Annotated in this window: 9 protein-coding genes; all 9 read left to right on the forward strand. The window is 49.8% G+C overall.

Annotation, left to right across the window (positions count from 1 at the left end; genetic code table 11):
* Positions 1–102: 102 nt before the first annotated feature.
* The 9 genes from BMW71_RS07335 (at position 103) to BMW71_RS07375 (ending at position 18,837) form a co-directional block, all read left to right on the forward strand.
* On the forward strand, positions 103–3,036 hold the full coding sequence (locus BMW71_RS07335; protein ID WP_092171531.1) for a T9SS type B sorting domain-containing protein: 2,934 nt from the start codon (positions 103–105) through the stop codon (positions 3,034–3,036).
* 39 nt (positions 3,037–3,075) lie between these two features.
* Complete coding sequence (locus tag BMW71_RS07340; RefSeq protein WP_092171534.1) at positions 3,076–4,050, forward strand: PorP/SprF family type IX secretion system membrane protein; 975 nt, start codon at positions 3,076–3,078, stop codon at positions 4,048–4,050.
* A gap of 2 nt (positions 4,051–4,052) precedes the next feature.
* Positions 4,053–6,431, forward strand: coding sequence for an OmpA family protein (locus BMW71_RS07345; protein ID WP_177179590.1), 2,379 nt, complete (start codon positions 4,053–4,055; stop codon positions 6,429–6,431).
* Between the two features lie 1,114 nt (positions 6,432–7,545).
* The gene (locus tag BMW71_RS07350; protein ID WP_092171537.1) at positions 7,546–10,782 is read left to right on the forward strand and encodes a SusC/RagA family TonB-linked outer membrane protein; all 3,237 of its coding nucleotides are present in this window, start codon (positions 7,546–7,548) and stop codon (positions 10,780–10,782) included.
* Positions 10,783–10,872: 90 nt separating this feature from the next.
* The gene (locus BMW71_RS07355; RefSeq protein WP_161993900.1) at positions 10,873–12,351 is read left to right on the forward strand and encodes a SusD/RagB family nutrient-binding outer membrane lipoprotein; all 1,479 of its coding nucleotides are present in this window, start codon (positions 10,873–10,875) and stop codon (positions 12,349–12,351) included.
* A gap of 27 nt (positions 12,352–12,378) precedes the next feature.
* Positions 12,379–13,926: an amidase gene (locus tag BMW71_RS07360; RefSeq protein ID WP_092171541.1), complete on the forward strand. Its 1,548-nt coding sequence runs from the start codon at positions 12,379–12,381 to the stop codon at positions 13,924–13,926.
* A 43-nt stretch (positions 13,927–13,969) separates the two neighbouring features.
* Positions 13,970–15,562 carry an amidase gene (locus BMW71_RS07365; protein ID WP_143057575.1) on the forward strand — a complete coding sequence of 531 codons (1,593 nt, stop codon included), beginning with the start codon at positions 13,970–13,972 and terminating at the stop codon, positions 15,560–15,562.
* An 83-nt stretch (positions 15,563–15,645) separates the two neighbouring features.
* Positions 15,646–17,160, forward strand: a complete 1,515-nt coding sequence (locus tag BMW71_RS07370) for an amidase (protein WP_092171545.1) — start codon at positions 15,646–15,648, stop codon at positions 17,158–17,160.
* A 96-nt stretch (positions 17,161–17,256) separates the two neighbouring features.
* Complete coding sequence (locus tag BMW71_RS07375; protein WP_092171548.1) at positions 17,257–18,837, forward strand: amidase; 1,581 nt, start codon at positions 17,257–17,259, stop codon at positions 18,835–18,837.
* Positions 18,838–18,864: the final 27 nt, after the last annotated feature.

Consider the following 18,864-nt stretch of genomic DNA (forward strand, 5'->3'; position numbering starts at 1 on the left):
GGTATCTTTTTCAGATTTAGTAAGAAATGGCTAATTTGCCAGTACTTTGTTAAGGTTGTTTTTTGTGATGGCTAGATGGATGGTTTTTAATAGAAAGGGTATATGAAAAAATTAGTGTTAATTAAAAATCATTCCCTGCATGATTTTTCCTACTTGCGGATGGTTTTTTCGGTTTTGGGGGTGATTTTCTTCCTCGGAACTGCTCCGCTTTACGGACAGGTAGTGACCGTGAATGGGACGGAAAACCTTATTCGCATGGAACAGGTGACCTACCTCATTGATGGGCAGGAACTGGTACAAAACGCCCCTGAAGGGAACCAGAACCCAAGTCCGGAGGATGTGCCCGTGATCGTCAGTGGCATTCGCCTGGAAGATGGACGGGTAATTTTTGCGACAACCCGAAGACCGTCCGTGGCCAATCCGAATGCGGCTATTGGAAGCAACGAAATCAGACCATCTGCTATCCAGATTGTTCGTTCAACGAATGTGATTATTTCTCACCGGGATCCGGCATTTTTTGATAACCTGGAAGAAGTTGTCTCAACCCCGGATATTCGGTCTTACTGGGACATCAATTCACAGCCCTCCATTCCCAGAGGAGATCCATTTGTTGACCTGATCTATCGGGATCCGGTGGTTACCTCCGGTTACCTGTTGTACACGGAGCGGGACGGGAACTCACCGACCGATTTTATCGCACTGGGCAGGGATGGGGAACCAATAGAAGGAGCCAATGTCATTGAGGTAAGGGGCTTTCAGTGGCAAACTGGTATCAACCATGTAAGTAATGAACCCTCCCAAGCCCAGGAAATGGTGCTATTTTCTCCCGCTCTTTTCGCTTCTGAGGAGCCGATCTTTGGGATTCGTATCGTTGCGGTCAATGAGCCGGATGGAAAGTTGGTCTTTTTTGTGAATGCAATTTCCGCCACGCCCGACCTGGCCGAACGGGTAAACAGCGAGCTTGGTGGGGAGGCCGTGTTGAATATTTTTGATAACGATGAGCTAAACGGTGCGCCGCTCAACCCAATCGATATCCAACTAACCATTTTGGAAGATTTTCCGGCTGGAACGGCTACGTTAAATCCGGACGGAACGGTGGATGTTCCGCCGAATACGCCTCCCGGAGTGTACACGTTGCGGTATCAACTAACGGCCGGACAAGATTCGGACGATGCGGAAGTTCGTATAGAAGTAATCGAGTACAAGCCAGAAGCCTTTGACGATGCAGTAGAGCTAGCCGATAGTTTTTCCCGGGACAGCGTGGTAAACGTGTTAGAAAACGATTTGCTCAATGGCTTACCGGCCTTGATTGAAAATGTAAACCTAACAACCATCAGTAATAACTCCGCTGGGTTTATTCAGCTGACCGACGACGGATCCATTGATATCGATGAGGGGGTACCTGCCGGCGAGTACCTGTTGGTGTACCAGATCTGCGATGCCGTCGATCCGGCAAAATGCGATCAGGCAACGGCGACCATCCGGGTGGCACCTACCCTGCTTTCAGCGGTAGACGATGATTACGGCGATGTAAACCTGAATCGTGCCGGCCCAGTTGGAAATGTTTTGGATAACGACCTGCTCAACGGGGAAGCAATTCCAGAGGGAAGGGTGCAGGTAAGCCTATTGGATGCGGACGGTTTGTCCGGTCTTACCTTGTCCGCCGATGGGGAATTGTCACTCCCCGCTGGCTTGCCCAATGGGTCCTACGAATTGGAATACGAAATCCAGGAAGTCATTAACCCGGGCAATACCGATCAAGGAATCATTCGTTTTACGCTGCTAGACATCCAATTGGAAGCGAACGACGATGCATTTACCACCAATCAAAACCAGGCAATCGTGCTGGATGTACTAGCGAATGATTTCATCAATACGGGTGAATTATTAGTGGAGACGCTGGAAATTTTGGAGGGGCCGGAAAACGGTACCCTGGACCAAAATGCGGACGGTACGCTTACTTACACCCCCGGGTCTAATTTTTCCGGAGCCGATAGTTTTACTTACGAGATTTGTGAAAATACAGACCGGCAGTTTTGTGATCAGGCGCTGGTTTCGCTCACCGTACGGCCTATTTTACTTGAGGTTTCAAAGGTGCCAAACCTCACAACACTTCCAATCGGCGGGCTGGTCAGCTACACGCTCACGCTTACGAACAACTCGGCGTTTGATTTAGCGGACGTGCAGGTGGAAGACATGCTTCCCGACGGCTTGATGCTCCTTAGTTCGGATCCGGAGGCGCAGGAAGGGACCATGTGGTTGCTGGAAACGATACCAGCCGGTACCTCAACGGAGATCGATTTGCTACTGATGGGCATTGGTTTGGGGCCACAGGTCAATTCCGCTTCCATTGAAATCGGAGCGTACATGGACATGGTTCAGGCGGTTCCGGTTACGATTTTGGCACGGCCGGTGGATATCAGCGTAGAAAAGACGTCGCTTGGAGCATCGCTGTACGAAGGGAACGAATTTGATTACGAAATTCGAGTAACGAACAACGGTACCAGTACGGGAGAGAACATCACCCTGGTGGATGAGTTACCGACCGGTCTGGTATACCTTGATTTTACAGGGGATGCCGAAGCACTGGTATCGGGAAATACGGTTACCTGGACCATACCGACCCTTGGTGCAGGGGTGTCGCAGGTGTATACCATTCGGGTACAGGCCACACAAGTCGGGTCGATTACCAACACCGTTCGGGTGCAGGTTCCGGAGGATCAGGAGAATACTTCCACACAGCAGGAGGATACCGATACCAATCAGGTCAATCCATTCTTTATTCCGAACGTCATTACACCAGGAAATGCCGATGGGAAAAACGACACCTTTGAAATTCGAGGAATTGAGCGCTTCGCTCAAAGTTCGCTGACAATTCTGAATAGAAACGGCGATCATGTATATGTCTCCGATGATTACCAAAACGATTGGGCGGCCGACGGACTCAATGCCGGGTCCTATTTTTATGTAGTGGTGATTACCGATCGCGCTGGTGAAAGCCAAACGTATAGAGGCTGGGTGCAAGTAGTGAAATAGAAGCGTTGTATTTATTGGCTGGATTTAAATTCGAATTCGATGAAAAATAGTTATAGTGTAGGAAGGTTTGTGGCAATAATGGCATTCCTGCTGGCAGGGGAGCTTTCTGCACAGCAATTGCCACAGTTTAGTCAGTACATGTTTAATGGATTGCACGTAAACCCTGCCTATGCCGGCTACAAGGGGGAGCACTACATTCAATCCACCTACCGCAACCAATGGGCAGGCTTGCCGGGTGCACCTACTACCTTCACCGTCACTGCAGACCTGAGTGCAAACGAGGGCCTGATGGGTTTCGGTGTCGCCATTCTATCCGATGAAATGGGGCCAGCCAGGACCAATTCGGGTTTGCTCAGCTATGCGTATCGCATTCAGACAGGGCAGGCGTCCTTTTTGGGCTTTGGAATCAGCGCCGGTATATCCGAATACGCCATTGACGGTTCGATGTTTAACCCGAATGATTTTGATGATTCCGAAATCCCAGAGGGGCGAATTAACCTTTTTACCCCCAACTTGAATACGGGTATATTTTTTCATACACCCTCTTTTTATGCGGGGTTTAGTGCGTACAATTTGATTGGCAGAAATTCCCTGGAATCCGAAGCGGTTGCATTGGCTTACCACAACGTACACTATTACCTTACCGCGGGAGGATTGGTGCCACTTTCAGACGCGGTGCAGTTCAAACCTTCTTTTCTGGTTAGAAATGGAGGCAGGGGACCAACCAATCTGGATTTGAACGGAATGTTTTTATTCATGGACCGGATTTGGGCAGGCGCTTCCTACCGTACCAATGTCAAATGGGGACAGGACCAATTGCCCGATGGCCTGACTGCCAGAAACGCCATAGCCTTGATACTGGAACTATTTGCAACAGAAAAATTCAGACTGGGTTACGCCTATGACGTGCAAACCAACGCCTTCAGCGGGCTTCGGAACAATTCCCACGAGTTTTCCCTTGGCTACTACATTTCCCCAAGGAAAGTGAACATGAACAACCCTAGATGGTTCTGATTATGAAAAAGATTTTTACCTACCTGCTGCTACCGATAGTTCTTTTGTCGCTGCTATCCATCCCTCCTTCCCTGGCCCAACAGGGCTTGTTACGCTATGCAGACAGGAAGGCGACGGAGGAAAATTATTTTGAAGCGGGAAAGGGATACGCAGAGGCCTTTGGCAAAAAACCATCTTACCAGGCTGCAAAGGGTGCAGCGATTGCCTACGACAAGATGCGGGATTACTCCCGCGCATACGACTGGTGGAAAAGAGCGGTGGCCTATCCCGAGGCCTTGCAACAGGATCGGCTGGCATACATTGCTGCTGCCAATCAGGCCGGCGACATGGATGCGGTGTTCGCAGCCTTGGATTCAATGGGGGCAAGCAAGCCCGAAGCTCTTCGAAACCTGAATCTGGACTCGCTGAAAGTCTGGTACGATGCCGCCGGAAATACCCGTGTAAAGCGTGTTCAAAGCATCAATAGTTCCAGCACCGATTTTGGCTGGGTAAAATCAGCGAATGGGGGCACCTACTTTTCCTCAGATAGAGGGGAGGCAGGAGAGCGTAAAAAAAGTGGATTGCGGATCGACAAAAGCTACACGTACTATTCGAAAACATCGGATTGGACCGGGCGTAATTTCCTGAACATTTATTCCGTGGATGAAGACGGCAAAGTTTCGCTTTTTGAACCACCGGTCCCGGGTGTGTTTCACGCCAGTGATCCCTATCCGCTCGCAGACAGGGACCTGATTTTTTACACCGTAACCCGGGATATAAGGAAATCCAATGATTACGAGGTACAACCGGAAATATATTACAGCCAGCTTGACGCCTCCGGTAACCCGGTGGATTTTGTCGGGCTTCCGATCAATGCTCCCCTGGAATATGGCTTGAAAAGCCCCTTTGTAGACGAATCCCAAAACCGCTTGTATTTTTCATCCAACATGTCCGGTGGCTATGGGGGATACGATTTGTACTACATGGAACTCGATGAGGCGTTTACATTTGGGCAGCCGGTTAATTTGGGTCCGTTGATCAATACCGCCGGGAACGAGATCGACCCGTTCATGCAAAACGGAAGCTTTTATTTTGCTTCCGATGGGCACATAGGCCTGGGAGGGTTGGATATTTTTGTATCGGACAGGAAAGGAAACGAGTTCCTGGGTGTTAAAAATATGGGGCTGCCGTACAATTCTCCACAGGACGATTTTGCTTTTTTTGAGACGGACGACCATGCGGTGGTGATTTCTTCCAATCGTCCCGGAAGCACCGGTTTGGACGATGTGTTTGAACTGGAGACGCTGGACATGGATTTCGTGGCACAGGTATTGGCTTGCGATGGAACAGCCGTTTCCGGTCCTCTGGAGGTACAATTGACGGAAGGTAGCGAAAAACGGACCGTTGCGGTGGAACAAGACGGTACCGGACTGATTCGGGCTACCATCAGCCCGGACCAAAACCAAGAAATTTCTATTAAGAAAGACGGGTATTTCGCCCTGGAGGACAAAAGCCTTTCCAGCAAAGGAATGAGCGATGGAAAACTCGAGAAAACCTATCAGTTGGTAAAAATACCCTATAGAACCGCGGTATACGTGGATTTGGTGTACTACAACCTCGACCAATCCGAAATCCGGGAGGATGCGGAAGCCCCCTTGGATAGAATTGCCGAGTTATTGACATCTTATTCTTTTCTGAACATCGTCGTCCGCTCCCATACCGATGCGCGAGCAAGCGACGCCTACAACGAGGTGTTGAGTGAAAAGCGGGCGGATGCGGTACGCAATTACCTGAGCAAGTATGGCATTGCAAGGTCCCGCATTCAGGCAGAGTGGTTAGGTGAAACCGAACTGACCTCCGATTGCGGGGAAGGTGTTCCCTGTTCCGAAGATAATTATCAGTTAGACCGCCGTACCGAACTATTATTAGAGGCCTTTCCCGAAGTAGGGAAATCGTACCCGGTGCCTCCCGAAATGCGAGGAATTGATTTATGTGATGTGAGCACCATTCAGCTACCGGAAGCGTTGCCCACCATTTATTTCGGGTTTGATGAAGCAACACTTTCCTTGCAGGATAAAATGGCCCTGGAACGCGTCGCATTGATGTTGAGAACCATGCTGAACCGACGATTGGCTATCACTGGCCATACAGACAGCAGGGGCTCGGCAGCCTACAATGAAGCCTTGTCCGAAAGGCGGGCACTGGTGGTCAAAAACTACCTGGAAGGGAAAGGGATCGCTTCGGAGCGGCTCGTTTACGAATTTTTTGGAAAAGACAAGCCGATAAACGATTGCGAGGAGGTTCCATGTACTCCCGAGATGCATCGGCTAAACCGACGAACGGAGTTGAGTCTCCCTAAGAGTATCCCGCGCCTTAACAAACATTGGAGTCAAAAAGAGTAAATAGAACCGAACCAACAAGAGGAGGCAGTAATGCTCCTCTTTTGTTTGCTCTTCGTAATACAAGTTGGTATCCATGGTAAAACAAAATTGCCATTTCCTCATTCTCTGATTTCTTTCCTGGGTGTTATTGCCACGCCCTGTCCGTATCGGCTCCGCTAATTGTAGCATCGCTCGCTGTAGCAGTAATGCATGTGTGATTTCCCTCCGCAGCACAGGTACCTGCTTTCGGTTCCATCCTGCCGAGCTTGCTCAACGGAGATTTTTTGCTTTTTTAGCGTTGCAAAGCGGTCCGGACCCCACATTTTGCGGGGAAGCTGTCAAGCGCATGTATTGAACTATTCGGGACAAGAGCAAAGCAAGGCGCCAGGGCAATGATTCGTTGGATTGTTATCGTCCTAAAAAATGTTTTTAAAAGTAAAGCCAATTGGTAGTGAAAAACAAAAAATCCCTTCTACAAATTTTAATTTTGATATACGTCAAAAAATAAAGTAAAACACTTTTAAAGACAATATACATAGAATAAAATATTTTTATTAGTTTTTTGGGTAAGAATCAAACCATATAACGAACAAAAATGGGTGAATTCTTAAAAAAAGGGTTTACAACAAACATTAAAAACAAGTAAAACACAAGAAATATAAAAAATAGGTTTCAAAATAACCCTAGATATGTATTATAAGGAATTTAGTTGAATTTATTTTTAATTGATTTAAATAAAGTATATATATAAATAAAACAGTAAAATAAATAATAAAAAATAATAAATTTAGTTAATATTAATTTTTAACGTTATTTTGAACTATATATACGCCTGTTAGTTTAAAAAAATAAAATTGGGTTTTCTTTGTAATTGCAGGGTCGGCTTATATATTTGGACCAGAAGATGTTAGCAGCTGACAAATTCAACCCAACAATCCGAATGGTGTTCCACACAAGGGTTCATTAATTTGAAGCCTTAGGTAAAGCGCCATTTCCCAACTCACGCCCAGGATAGTCGCCCTCAGAATAGCCTTTCCCCAGATTAACCTTTGAATATTTGCTAACCGCGTACTGAATTAGGATCTCTGTGCGCGTATGGTTAGCCTGTTTTAAACACTTAACCACTAACAACATCATGAAAAATTTTACACATGCCCCGAACCGGCGTTCCGGCGGGAGGAATTCGTTTACCTGGTTGTTTTTACTAATCGGTTTTTTATCCGTCGGCTCAGTTCAGGCGCAAAGCCTGACAGTGACAGGCAAGGTAGTCGACGAAAACGCAATGTCGATTCCAGGAGCCAGCGTGCTCGTTAAAGGTACCACCAAAGGAGCAGCGACGGACATTAACGGGGAATTTTCCCTCACCTTGTCCGAATCAGAAAAGGAATTGGAAGTTTCGTTTATTGGCTACAACAAAAAAGAAGTCGCTATCGGTAACCAAAGTGAAATAACGATCTCACTGACGCCGGAAGAAACGGCACTTTCCGAAGTGGTGGTGACCGCATTGGGCGTTAAACGAGACGAACGTGCCCTGGGCTATACCGTGCAGCAGGTGGACACCCGCGGACTGGACGAAGCCAAGGAAACCAATATCGTCAATTCGCTTACGGGTAAAATTGCCGGTGTTCAGATATCGAATTCCTCTGGAAATATTGGCGGTTCCTCACGTATCACCATACGGGGAATTAATTCCATTTCCGGCAATAACCAACCGCTCTTTGTGGTAGACGGGACTCCGATCGATAACTCCAACTACAACTCCACGGATCAGGTGTCCGGAAATGGGGGTCGGGATTATGGGAATGCGGCTCAGGATATTAACCCAGACGATGTGGAGTCCATTTCGGTGCTGAAGGGACCAAGTGCTTCAGCATTGTACGGGTCCAGGGCTTCAAATGGCGTCATCCTTATCACAACGAAGAGTGGTGCAAAAAACAAGGGTATCGGCGTTAGCATCAATTCCTCCACGATGGTTAGCAACGTATTTTTATTGCCGGAAATGCAAAATGAGTACGGCGGAGGATTTTCTTTGGATTTTGAGGAAGTCGTGGATCCGCTTGATGGACTGACCTATAAAGTGGTCAATACGAATGCCAATAACAGTTGGGGCCCTCGTTTTGACGGGACACCCGTAAGGCATTGGGACAGCATGTATCCGGGCGAGCCAAATTACGGAGAAGTGCGACCCTGGCAGGCTACTCCCAATAATATCAGAGATTTCTTTGAAACCGGCGTTACTTTATCAAATAACGTATCCATTAGCGGAGGCGATGATAAGAGCTCTTTCAGACTTTCCTATACCAACCTCGATCAAACCGGGGTCATGCCCAATAGTTCGCTCAATAGAAATACAATTGCGGTAAGTGCCAATACGCAAATAACCGACAAGTTTTCCGCAGGAGCCAAGATTAACTACATACGTACCGAGGCACTCGGTCGGCCCGCAACGGGCGACTGGTCTCCAGAGCGGCCTGTAAACGTGTTGACGTACTGGTATGCCTGGACCCAACGTCAAATTGATCCCGCCCGGTTAAGAAATTATCAATCGGACCGGTATTACCACATGACCTGGAATACACAAGGACTGGGGCGGCATACGGAACAGAGCTACAATAACAATCCCTATTTTACGCTATTCGAGAGTTATAATAACGATTTAAAGGACCGGGTTTTTGGAAACATCAACATCTCTTACCAGATCCTTCCGGAGCTTTCAGTAACCTTGTTTGCCCGAACCGATTTCTACACCGACGTGCGCGAAGACCGGGCTTCAATCGGAGGCTACCTTCAGAATGCTTACGAAAAAGACTTGTACAATTTTCGGGAGGATAATTTCGAGCTTCTCGGCCAGTACAATACCGAATTCGGGGATGATTTCAGTCTGGGAGTTACCTTTGGGGGCAATATCCGGAAAAACACGTTTACCAATAATTACACCCGGACGCAGGGTGGTTTGAGTGTACCGAATTTTTACAACCTGGTAGCCTCCCTTCAGCGGCCAGAAATCCGGGATTTCAAATCCGAACGAGAGGTACACAGTATTTACGCAAGCGGTAATCTGGGCTATCGGGATTTCCTGTTCCTCGAAGCTTCGCTTCGAAACGATTGGTCTTCAACACTACCAGTAGACAACAATTCCTACCTGTACCCTGCCGTTTCAAGCAGTTTCGTTTTTTCGAACCTGATGACGGGAGCTGATTTCATTTCTTTCGGCAAAATGCGTCTGGGTTGGGCCCAGGTGGGGAATGACACGGATCCGTACCGCTTGATCAACACCTATGCCAACGGGGACCCCTACGCCAATACCTCGGTGTTCACGGTAGATGACGTTTTGAGAAACAGCAACCTGAAGCCGGAAATTGTGTCGAATTTGGAAGCAGGGTTGGATTTACGTTTTTTAGAAAACAGGATCGGGCTGGATTTTACGGTCTACAAGGTGAATACCTTCAATCAAATCCTGGCACTTCCAGTTTCCTCGACCACGGGTTTTCAGTCGCTCATCGTTAATGCAGGAGAAATGGAAAACAAAGGCATCGAGGTCATGCTGAGCGGCACCCCGATCGAAAGAAATGATTTTTCCTGGGATGTAAACCTGAACCTGGCGCGCAATAGAAATCGGGTGCTGGAACTGGCAGAAGGTCAGGATAATTTCGAGTTGGGTGGACGAGACGGTACCAACTCCGTCAATGCCACGGTAGGGCAGCCTTACGGTACGATTATCACGCCAAATGTCATCTACCACGAGGAGACCGGAAAACCGATCGTTGGTAGCAATGGCTTTTATCTTAGAAATCCAGGCGAAGTAGTGGGCAGCATTTTGCCGGACGTAACGGGGGGCTTTTCCAATACCTTTACCTACCGTGGGATCAGCCTGAGTGCCTTGATCGATTTCCAATCAGGGGGTAGTTTTTGGTCGGAGACCGTTCAAAATGGCATTGCCAATGGGCAGTTCATTGAGTCGGTAGGAGACAATGACCGGGGAGTTCCCAAAAGAAGTCCGGTTTCTGAAGGCGGAGGTATCCGAGCAGATGCGGTTTTTGAAAACGGGGAGCCCAATACGGTATACCTGGAAGCACAAAACTATTTAAAGCAAATGTACAGCTTGGATGGCTTATCCGTCTATGACGCCTCGTATGTCAAATTACGAGAAATCAGCCTGGGCTACAACGTCCCCAGCGTAATGCTGCGCAACCTCTTTATCAATGGGCTTCGGGTTTCCGTATTTTCACGAAATGTAGCCTTGCTGCACAGCAACGTGCCCCACATTGATCCCTCGGAAATCGCCTATGGATCAAGTAACGTTCAGGGCCTGGAGGGAGCGTCGCTGCCAGCTCCCCGTATGATTGGTTTCAACATCAATATCAAGCTGTAACATCCATTTACTTTATTGGACAGGAAAATCGGATTTTATCTCAAAAATCTGCCTGATACCGACATGTTCCAAAATCTAAGAATGACTCAAATGAAAACGATAAAAAATATACCTACCATCCTATTACTCGGCGGCCTACTGATTTGGTCGGCTGCTTGTACCGAGGGCTTTGAGGAATTAAACATTGATCCCAACCAGCCGCTGGAAGTGCCCACCTCGAGTTTGCTGACCGGGGCACAGCGAGAATTAGTAGCAGACCTATTTGGCAACCACGACCAGCTTAACGGCATCGGGCTTCCCGCCATGATTTATGCGCAGCAGATGGCAAATTTGCGGGGCGGTTTTGATGATATTTATGCAACGGTAGAGGGCGATTTTTCAACCTTTTACACCAATGGGTTGAGAGATTTGGAAGAAGTCATCCTTTTAAATTCCAACGAAGAGACCATGGTCAATGCGGCGCTGTCCGGACCTAACCACAACCAAATCGCAGTGGCAAGGATTCTGAAGGCTTGGGCCTATCAAAACATTACCGATGTGTGGGGGGATGTTCCCTACCAGGAGGCCTTAAAGGGAAATGCTTTTTCCCTACCCACCTATACCGATCAGGAAACGATCTATTTGGATTTGATTAAGGAACTGTCGGAGGCGGCAGCAATGATCAATGCCGCCGATGGATCGATTGACGGCGACATTATTTTTGGAGGGGATATGGAACAGTGGTACAAGTTTGCCAATAGTCTAAAAATGAGGGTAGCACTCCGGCTTTCAAATGTGGCACCCAATGTGGCTGCGTCCGCGCTGTCCGAGGCGGTAGCAGCGGGCCCCATGACATCAACTGACGACAATGCCTTCTACCAATTTTTAGAATCCCAACCCAATAACAATCCCTGGTTTTTCCGGTACGAATTGAGTGTTCCCAATTACGGAATCGCCAGCACACTGGTTGACATGCTCAAATCGTTAAACGATCCGCGACTGGAAAGATATGCCGATCCTGCAATAAATCAAACGCTGGGAGGCGGATACATCGGACAGCCGGTCGGACTGGACCGCGCATCCGGTAGTGCCATCAGTGACTTCGCCGTTTCTTGGCCAAATACCGAAACTATCCTCCAGCCAACTTCAGTTTTTACCATTATGTCTTACGCGGAGGTTGCGTTTATCAAAGCTGAAGCAGCGGAAAGAGGCTGGATTTCCGGCAGTCCCTCGGAATTTTACATAGAGGCGATCACCGCATCCATGGAGCAGTGGGGTATTTCGGATCCATCTGCAGTTGCCGATTATTTAGCGCAGGAAGCAGTTACCTATGACACGACGAACCCCATGCGTTCCATTGGCAATCAGAAGTGGATTTCTTTTTACATGCAGGGCGTTCAGTCCTGGTGTGAATGGAGACGGCTTCAATACCCGGAGTTGGAAGTAGCAAGAGACGGAGTTATCGATGGCATACCCAGACGCAAAGGTTACCCACCTAGTGAGATTAATTTGAATAAAGCGAACTATGAGCAAGCAGTGGCCAGACAAGGTTCGGATGATCTTTTGACCCGCGTGTGGTGGGATCGATAAGTTGCCAATTTAAACAAAGACAAACGCATGATTTTTAATAAAAAAAATAACCGAAGAGACTTTATACGTTCGTCTTTTGTGTTGTTTGGTAAGGGGGGGCTAGGGTTGATGGCCTCCCCTATTATGCCAACATCCCGGAAGAACGACTCGGTTTCTTATTACCAACCCAATCGGGTCGTGGACGAAGTCACTGCGGCATCGGTCGTGCAGCTGGCGCAAATGATCCGCGAAAAAGAAATTTCCTCCGTAGCGCTTGTAAACGCCGTATATCGGCGGATGGAAGAAGTGAATCCTGCGATCAACGCCGTGGTTCTGACCTGTAAAGAGCGGGCGCTACAAGATGCCGAAAAGGCAGATAGGATGCTGGCAGCCGGCAGGACCATGGGCGCATTGCATGGGGTACCCATGACCATCAAAGACTCATTGGAAACCGCAGGCGTGGTTAGTACTGGCGGAACGCTGGGAAGAAAAGATTTTATGCCGGCGGAGGATGCCACGATTGTTGCCAGGCTTCGGGCTCAGGGGGCGATTCTCCTGGGAAAAACCAATACTCCTGAATTTACGCTGTCCGGAACCACCGCTAACCTGATCTACGGCATGACGAGCAATCCCTACAAAGAAGGCTACAGCCCGGGAGGAAGTAGTGGAGGGGCAGGTGCCATTGTGGCGGCGGGCGGCTCACCTTTCGACATCGGATCGGATTTTGGCGGCAGTATCCGGGGACCGGCCCACTTTAATGGGATTGCCGGGATAAAACCCACCACGGGCCTGGTTCCCAGAACGGGCCACATTGTAGATTATGGTGGATTGTTTGATGCGTATCAGGTGCTCGGTCCGATGGCCCGGTATGTAGAAGACCTGAAACTAATTTTGCCCATTATCATGGGGCCTGACCAACGTGACGCGGCCATTCACCCGGTTCCCTGGACCGATCCGGACAGTGTTCGTATAGCGGATCTGCGGTACGCCTGGTTTGTCGAACACGGCAGCACGAAGGAGTGCTCGGAGGAGACCAAAAAGGCAATCAACGGTGCGGTTGCGGCATTGGAAGGGGTCGGAATACGCCTTAAAGAAGATGCGCCTGTTAGCCAATTTCAGGAAGCGGAACAGGTACGGCAGGAACTTTTCACTGCTGATGGCAGGGCATGGGTGAATCGGCTGGCCGAAAAATTCGGAACCAAGCAAACCCATCCCCTACTCCGGCTGGCAGACCCTTCCAACGCGATCCCATCCGGGGAATTTACCGCGTTGGTAGAAAAACTTGACGCTTGTCGTAGCAAGCTGCTGCAATGGATGCAGGCTTACGACATCCTCATTTGCCCGGTACATTTCGACGGTGCTGCTCCCAATCCTGCGGTTTTTGAAAGATCCGCCAGTTCACCCGAAGCCTACGGGTACATGGGTATTTTTAACCTCACCGGTTGGCCGGCGGCGGTAGTACGAGCCGGTACAAGCAAAGACGGTTTACCTATTGGGGTTCAAATAGTCGGACAGCCTTTTCAGGATCACAAGGTGTTGGCAGTCGCCCAATACCTGGAGGACGAACTGGGTGGTTGGCAAATGCCAGCGATGTGATGTGATCCTATCCGAAAACCCCTATATACCAAAAGATACATGCATGAATAAGGTAAAAAAATACATCGCAACAAAGACCGCTGAAACGGTTTCCAGACGGTCCTTTATAGAAAAAGTAGCAGTCGGGACCATCGGGGCTACGTACCTGCCAAACATTGCAAAGGGACTCGATAAACGCCTGCTGATCCGGGAATTTGGCACCAAGGCGGAGCCGGCATCAATTCATTACAAATCCGTAACCGCACTGGCAGAGATGATCCGAACAAAGGAGGTGTCGGCACTCGAAGTGGTACAGGCGTACATCGATCGTATTGATGCAGTCAATTACCAGTTAAACGCCGTGGTCATGGAGTGTTTTGACCGGGCGCTTGATGAAGCGAAAAAAGCGGATCAGGCCTTGGCCAAAGGGAATTCAACCGGCTCCCTTCATGGCGTACCGCTTACAATAAAGGACTCATTCATGACCGAAGGCGTGGTAAGTACCGGCGGGACGATCGGCAAAATGAATTTTGTACCCGATGCAGATGCCACGGTTGTCGCCCGGGTACGGCAGCAGGGAGGGATTCTACTTGGAAAAACCAATACCCCCGAATTCACCCTCATCGGTGCGGTTTTAGGCGTTAATTCGACGAATAATGTCATTTACGGTACCAGTAAAAACCCCTACGATCTGAACAAAACGACTTCCGGAAGTAGTGGAGGCGCTGGAGCCATTGTGGCCGCAGGAGGAGCAGCCTTTGATATTGGTACCGACTGGGGAGGCAGCGTGAGAGGACCTTCTGGTACCAACGGGATCGCCGGTATCAAGCCTACCTCGGTACGGCTCCCCCGTACCGGACATATTGTCGATTATGGAGGGCTTTTCGATGCCTGGCAGCAACCTGGCCCCATGGCGCGGTTTGTAAGGGACCTGGATTTGCTCACCCCGCTCATGGCAGGCCCGGATTTCAAAGATGCTGCCGTGATTCCCATGCCCTGGCCCGATTATAAAACGGTCGATATTGCCGGGTTGCGGGTTGCTTTTTTCTCGGAAAATGGGATAGCCAGAACCGATCCAGCCACGCGGGACACGGTACAAAAAGCCGCCAAATGGATGGAAGAGGTCAGTTTGTCCGTAACGGAGGATTGCCCAAGAGACCTCTTGGTCGAGTTGGGCACAATCCGACGTGATTTGATCATCGGTGATGGCTGGCAGTGGCTCAAACGAGCAACAGAGCGCGCCGGATCCAAGACCTACGGCGCAAGTCTCCGGCAACGGTTGTCGGAACAAGGCGAGACAATCTCAACGGAACGGTATACCAAGCTATTGGAAATGCAGGATGCCAACCGAAGCAAGATGCTACAATGGTTTTCCGATTACGATGTACTCCTCTGTCCGGTGACGAACGCGCCTGCGGGGGATATTAACAGCGGATTCTCCGAGTCATCCAAGTACATGGACAATCCGGGAGAAAGCTATACCAAACCGTTCAATACCTGTGGATGGCCCGGTGCGGTCGTGCGCTGTGGAGAAAGTGCCGAAGGCTTGCCAATCGGTGTACAGGTAGTCGCCCAGCCCTGGCGGGAAGACGTGGCACTTGCTGTGGCAAGCTACCTGGAGCAAAAATCAGGAGGATGGAAAATGCCTCCCATTTAGCCGTTTTACCTTTAAAAAAATGGACCCATACGCACCGTAATCAATACCCAATGCTGACCACAGATACCTAAAACCAAACACCAATGAAAAAACAAACCACCAACAACCGAAGAAAATTTATTGCCACGCTTGGAATCGGATCACTGGGCTCGGTACTTCCGGCCTTTGGTCAACTGCTTCCGGAGGGCGTCGTGCCTCCACGGAGGGAATTTACATCGAACGATGCCACCGACGAACTCCTGTACATGTCCGCGACGAAAGTGGCAGAGATGATCCGCAATAAAGAAATCAGCAGTGAAGAGGTAGTGAGCCGTTGTCTGGAGCGGATTGCGGAGGTAAACCCCAAAATCAACGCCGTGGTTCAGGTGGCAGGGGAGCGCGCACTACTCGAGGCCAAAGCGGCAGATGCAGCTGTTAAGGCAGGGAAACCGCTCGGCTTACTCCATGGAGTACCTATGACGATCAAGGATTCCTTTGATACCTCCGGAATTATTTCGACTGCAGGCACCATGGGCCGTAAAGATTACATGCCGGGTACCGATGCTACCGTTGTGGCAAGGCTCAAAAAGGAAGGAGCGATTTTACTGGGTAAGACCAACACGCCTGAATTCACCATGTCCTCGCTGACTACGAACCTGATTTATGGACAGACACTAAACCCGTACGATCTCAGCCGCCATCCGTCGGGGAGTAGTGGTGGGGCAGCCGCCATTTTGGCAGCGGGTGGATCCTACTTTGACATCGGTACCGATTCCGGTGGGAGTGTGCGCGCACCGGCCCATGTCTGTGGCCTGGCCAGTATCAAACCAACGAGTGGACGGATCCCCCAAACCGGCCATTTACCGGGATACGGGGACCGGTTCGGAAGTTACCAACAGCCGGGTCCCATGGCGAGAAAAGTGGAAGATCTGTACTTGTTGCTCTCGATTATTTCTGGCCCGGATCAATTGGATGCCAGCATCAGTCCGGTTCCACTCGCTGACCCTGCGGAGGTAGACCTTTCGCAACTGCGAATCGCCTATTATACCACCAATGACATTGCGGAACCAATTCCTGAGATCAAAAAGATGGTGGTAGACTGCGCCGAAAGCCTTAAATCATCGGTGAAAAGTGTAGTGGCAGACCGCCCGGCAGTGCTTCAAGAACTTTCTGAAAAACGTTCTGAACTGAATAGCGCTGATGGGAAAGCCCATCTCAAGCGCTTAATCAAACAATGTGGGACCAAGGTAATCTCCCCAAATCTGAATATTTCGGGGGAGACAGTATCTGCAGACGTGTATTCCAGATTGGTAGAAGAGATCGATACCCTCAAGAGCAAGATGCTCCAATTTATGGACGATTACGACATTTTGCTGTGCCCGGTTACTTCCACTGCCGCCATGAAGGTAGACGCAGAACGTTTTCCGGGCCACTGGTACACCTCCGAATACAATGCCACCGGATGGCCGGCAGCAGTGGTGCGCGCAGGTACTTCCGATGAAGGATTGCCTCTGGGAATTCAGATTGTCGGTAAGCCCTGGACGGAAGATAAAGTTCTGGCGGTTGCCGGTGTCCTGGAAAATGCATTTGGGGGCTATTCCAAACCCGAAAATTTGTAATACCGGAGCCCTTCGCTCCCGGGTGACCGATCCCAATTCCCACAACGATTTCACCAACCATCAATCAATTGAACAACGATTTAACCATGCCAATCCATGAAAAAATATAAAGCAGCCCAATCCGAAACCAGCCAATCCCGGCGAAAGTTTTTATCACTCATCGGTGCAGGTAGTGCCGCTGCGATGAGTCTCAGCGCGTCGACGCTTTCTGCGACTAGTGAAAAATCTCCTACCCGGCGCCTGGTGTCAACGGATAAAACGGACGAGTTGATCTTTATGTCAACGGTAAAGCTTTCGGAAATGATACGAACCAAGAAGGTCTCGTCCGTAGAGCTGACCCAGGCCTACATCGATCGAATAGAAGATGTGAATTACCACCTTAACGCCGTCGTGATGCAATGTTTCGATCGGGCAATGGATGAAGCCAAAGCCGCGGATGCGGCGTTGCGGAAAAAGCAGTCCATGGGGCCTCTTCACGGCATTCCAATGACGCTCAAAGATTCCTTTGAAGCGGAAGGCGTGATCAGTACCGGCGGTACCCTCGGCAGAATTGATTTCGTGGGTAAAAAGGATGCCACCGTTTTGGCCCGAATGCGAGAAAATGGAGCCATTCTGCTCGGAAAAACGAATACACCAGAGTTTACGCTAGCCGGCGGGGGGATGAGAGGCGTGAGAACGACAGGGAACATCATCTATGGGCTAAGCAAGAACCCCTACGACCTGAGACGAGGAACCTCCGGCAGTAGTGGCGGAGCGGGGTCGATCATTGCAGCGGGGGGTGCCGCATTCGATATCGGCACCGACTGGGGAGGTAGTGTGCGACTGCCCTCCAGCACGAATGGAATTGCAGGTATCAAGCCGACTTCCGTAAGGTGTCCGCGTACCGGTCACATCGTGGATTACGGGGGCGTGTTTGATTCCTGGCAACAGCCAGGACCAATGGCCCGCCGGGTGGAGGACCTGATTTTGCTCACTCCGCTGATGAGTGGCCCGGATGGTCGGGATGCAGCCGTGGTGCCGATGCCCTGGCCGGATCCGGCACTCATTGACATGAAAGGACTGAAGGTCGCCTATTACCCCTCAAATTTGATTGCAGAGACGGCCGAGGAAACCCAAAACACCGTCCGGCAGGCTGCCAAATGGATGGAAGAAGCAGGAGCAGAGGTGATGGAGGACATGCCGTTGGATATCTTTACTGAGTTGGGGGAAATACGACGGGAGTTGGTTGCGGGGGATGCCTGGGCATTTTTAAAACGAGCCGGAGACCTGCATGGAAGCAATACGCTTAGCGAATCCATTCAAAACAGGCTCGACAGCGGGAGCCCCATTTCGGCAGATCGCTATTCTGAATTATTGACGCTTCAGGACAAAAACAGGACGAAGATGCTTCAATGGTTTCAACAATACGACGTCATTCTCTGTCCGACAACGGCTACTCCCGCTGAGGAAATCGATCAGGGTCTTGGAAACGAGTGGACCAGCAGTAAACCCGGTGCGAGCTACTGCGGCCCCTACAATACCACCGGATGGCCGGTTACCGTGGTGAGGTGTGACACAAATGGTACGCTTCCCATAGGGGTGCAATGCGTAGCCCATCCTTGGCGGGAAGATGTTTCCCTGGCCGTGGCACAATACCTGGAAAGTAGATCCGGGGGTTGGAGACGACCGATGATTTGACAACCGACACACTAATTTTTTGAACGA

This window comes from Cyclobacterium xiamenense (assembly GCF_900109255.1).
In the GTDB taxonomy this organism is placed as follows: domain Bacteria; phylum Bacteroidota; class Bacteroidia; order Cytophagales; family Cyclobacteriaceae; genus Cyclobacterium; species Cyclobacterium xiamenense.

Coding starts and splice junctions, on each gene's coding strand:
- BMW71_RS07345 (WP_177179590.1), top strand. CDS start 4,053: ATGAAAAAGATTTTTACCTACCTGCTGCTACCGATAGTTCTTTTGTCG.
- BMW71_RS07340 (WP_092171534.1), top strand. CDS start 3,076: ATGAAAAATAGTTATAGTGTAGGAAGGTTTGTGGCAATAATGGCATTC.
- BMW71_RS07350 (WP_092171537.1), top strand. CDS start 7,546: ATGAAAAATTTTACACATGCCCCGAACCGGCGTTCCGGCGGGAGGAAT.
- BMW71_RS07365 (WP_143057575.1), top strand. CDS start 13,970: ATGAATAAGGTAAAAAAATACATCGCAACAAAGACCGCTGAAACGGTT.
- BMW71_RS07375 (WP_092171548.1), top strand. CDS start 17,257: ATGAAAAAATATAAAGCAGCCCAATCCGAAACCAGCCAATCCCGGCGA.
- BMW71_RS07335 (WP_092171531.1), top strand. CDS start 103: ATGAAAAAATTAGTGTTAATTAAAAATCATTCCCTGCATGATTTTTCC.
- BMW71_RS07360 (WP_092171541.1), top strand. CDS start 12,379: ATGATTTTTAATAAAAAAAATAACCGAAGAGACTTTATACGTTCGTCT.
- BMW71_RS07355 (WP_161993900.1), top strand. CDS start 10,873: ATGAAAACGATAAAAAATATACCTACCATCCTATTACTCGGCGGCCTA.
- BMW71_RS07370 (WP_092171545.1), top strand. CDS start 15,646: ATGAAAAAACAAACCACCAACAACCGAAGAAAATTTATTGCCACGCTT.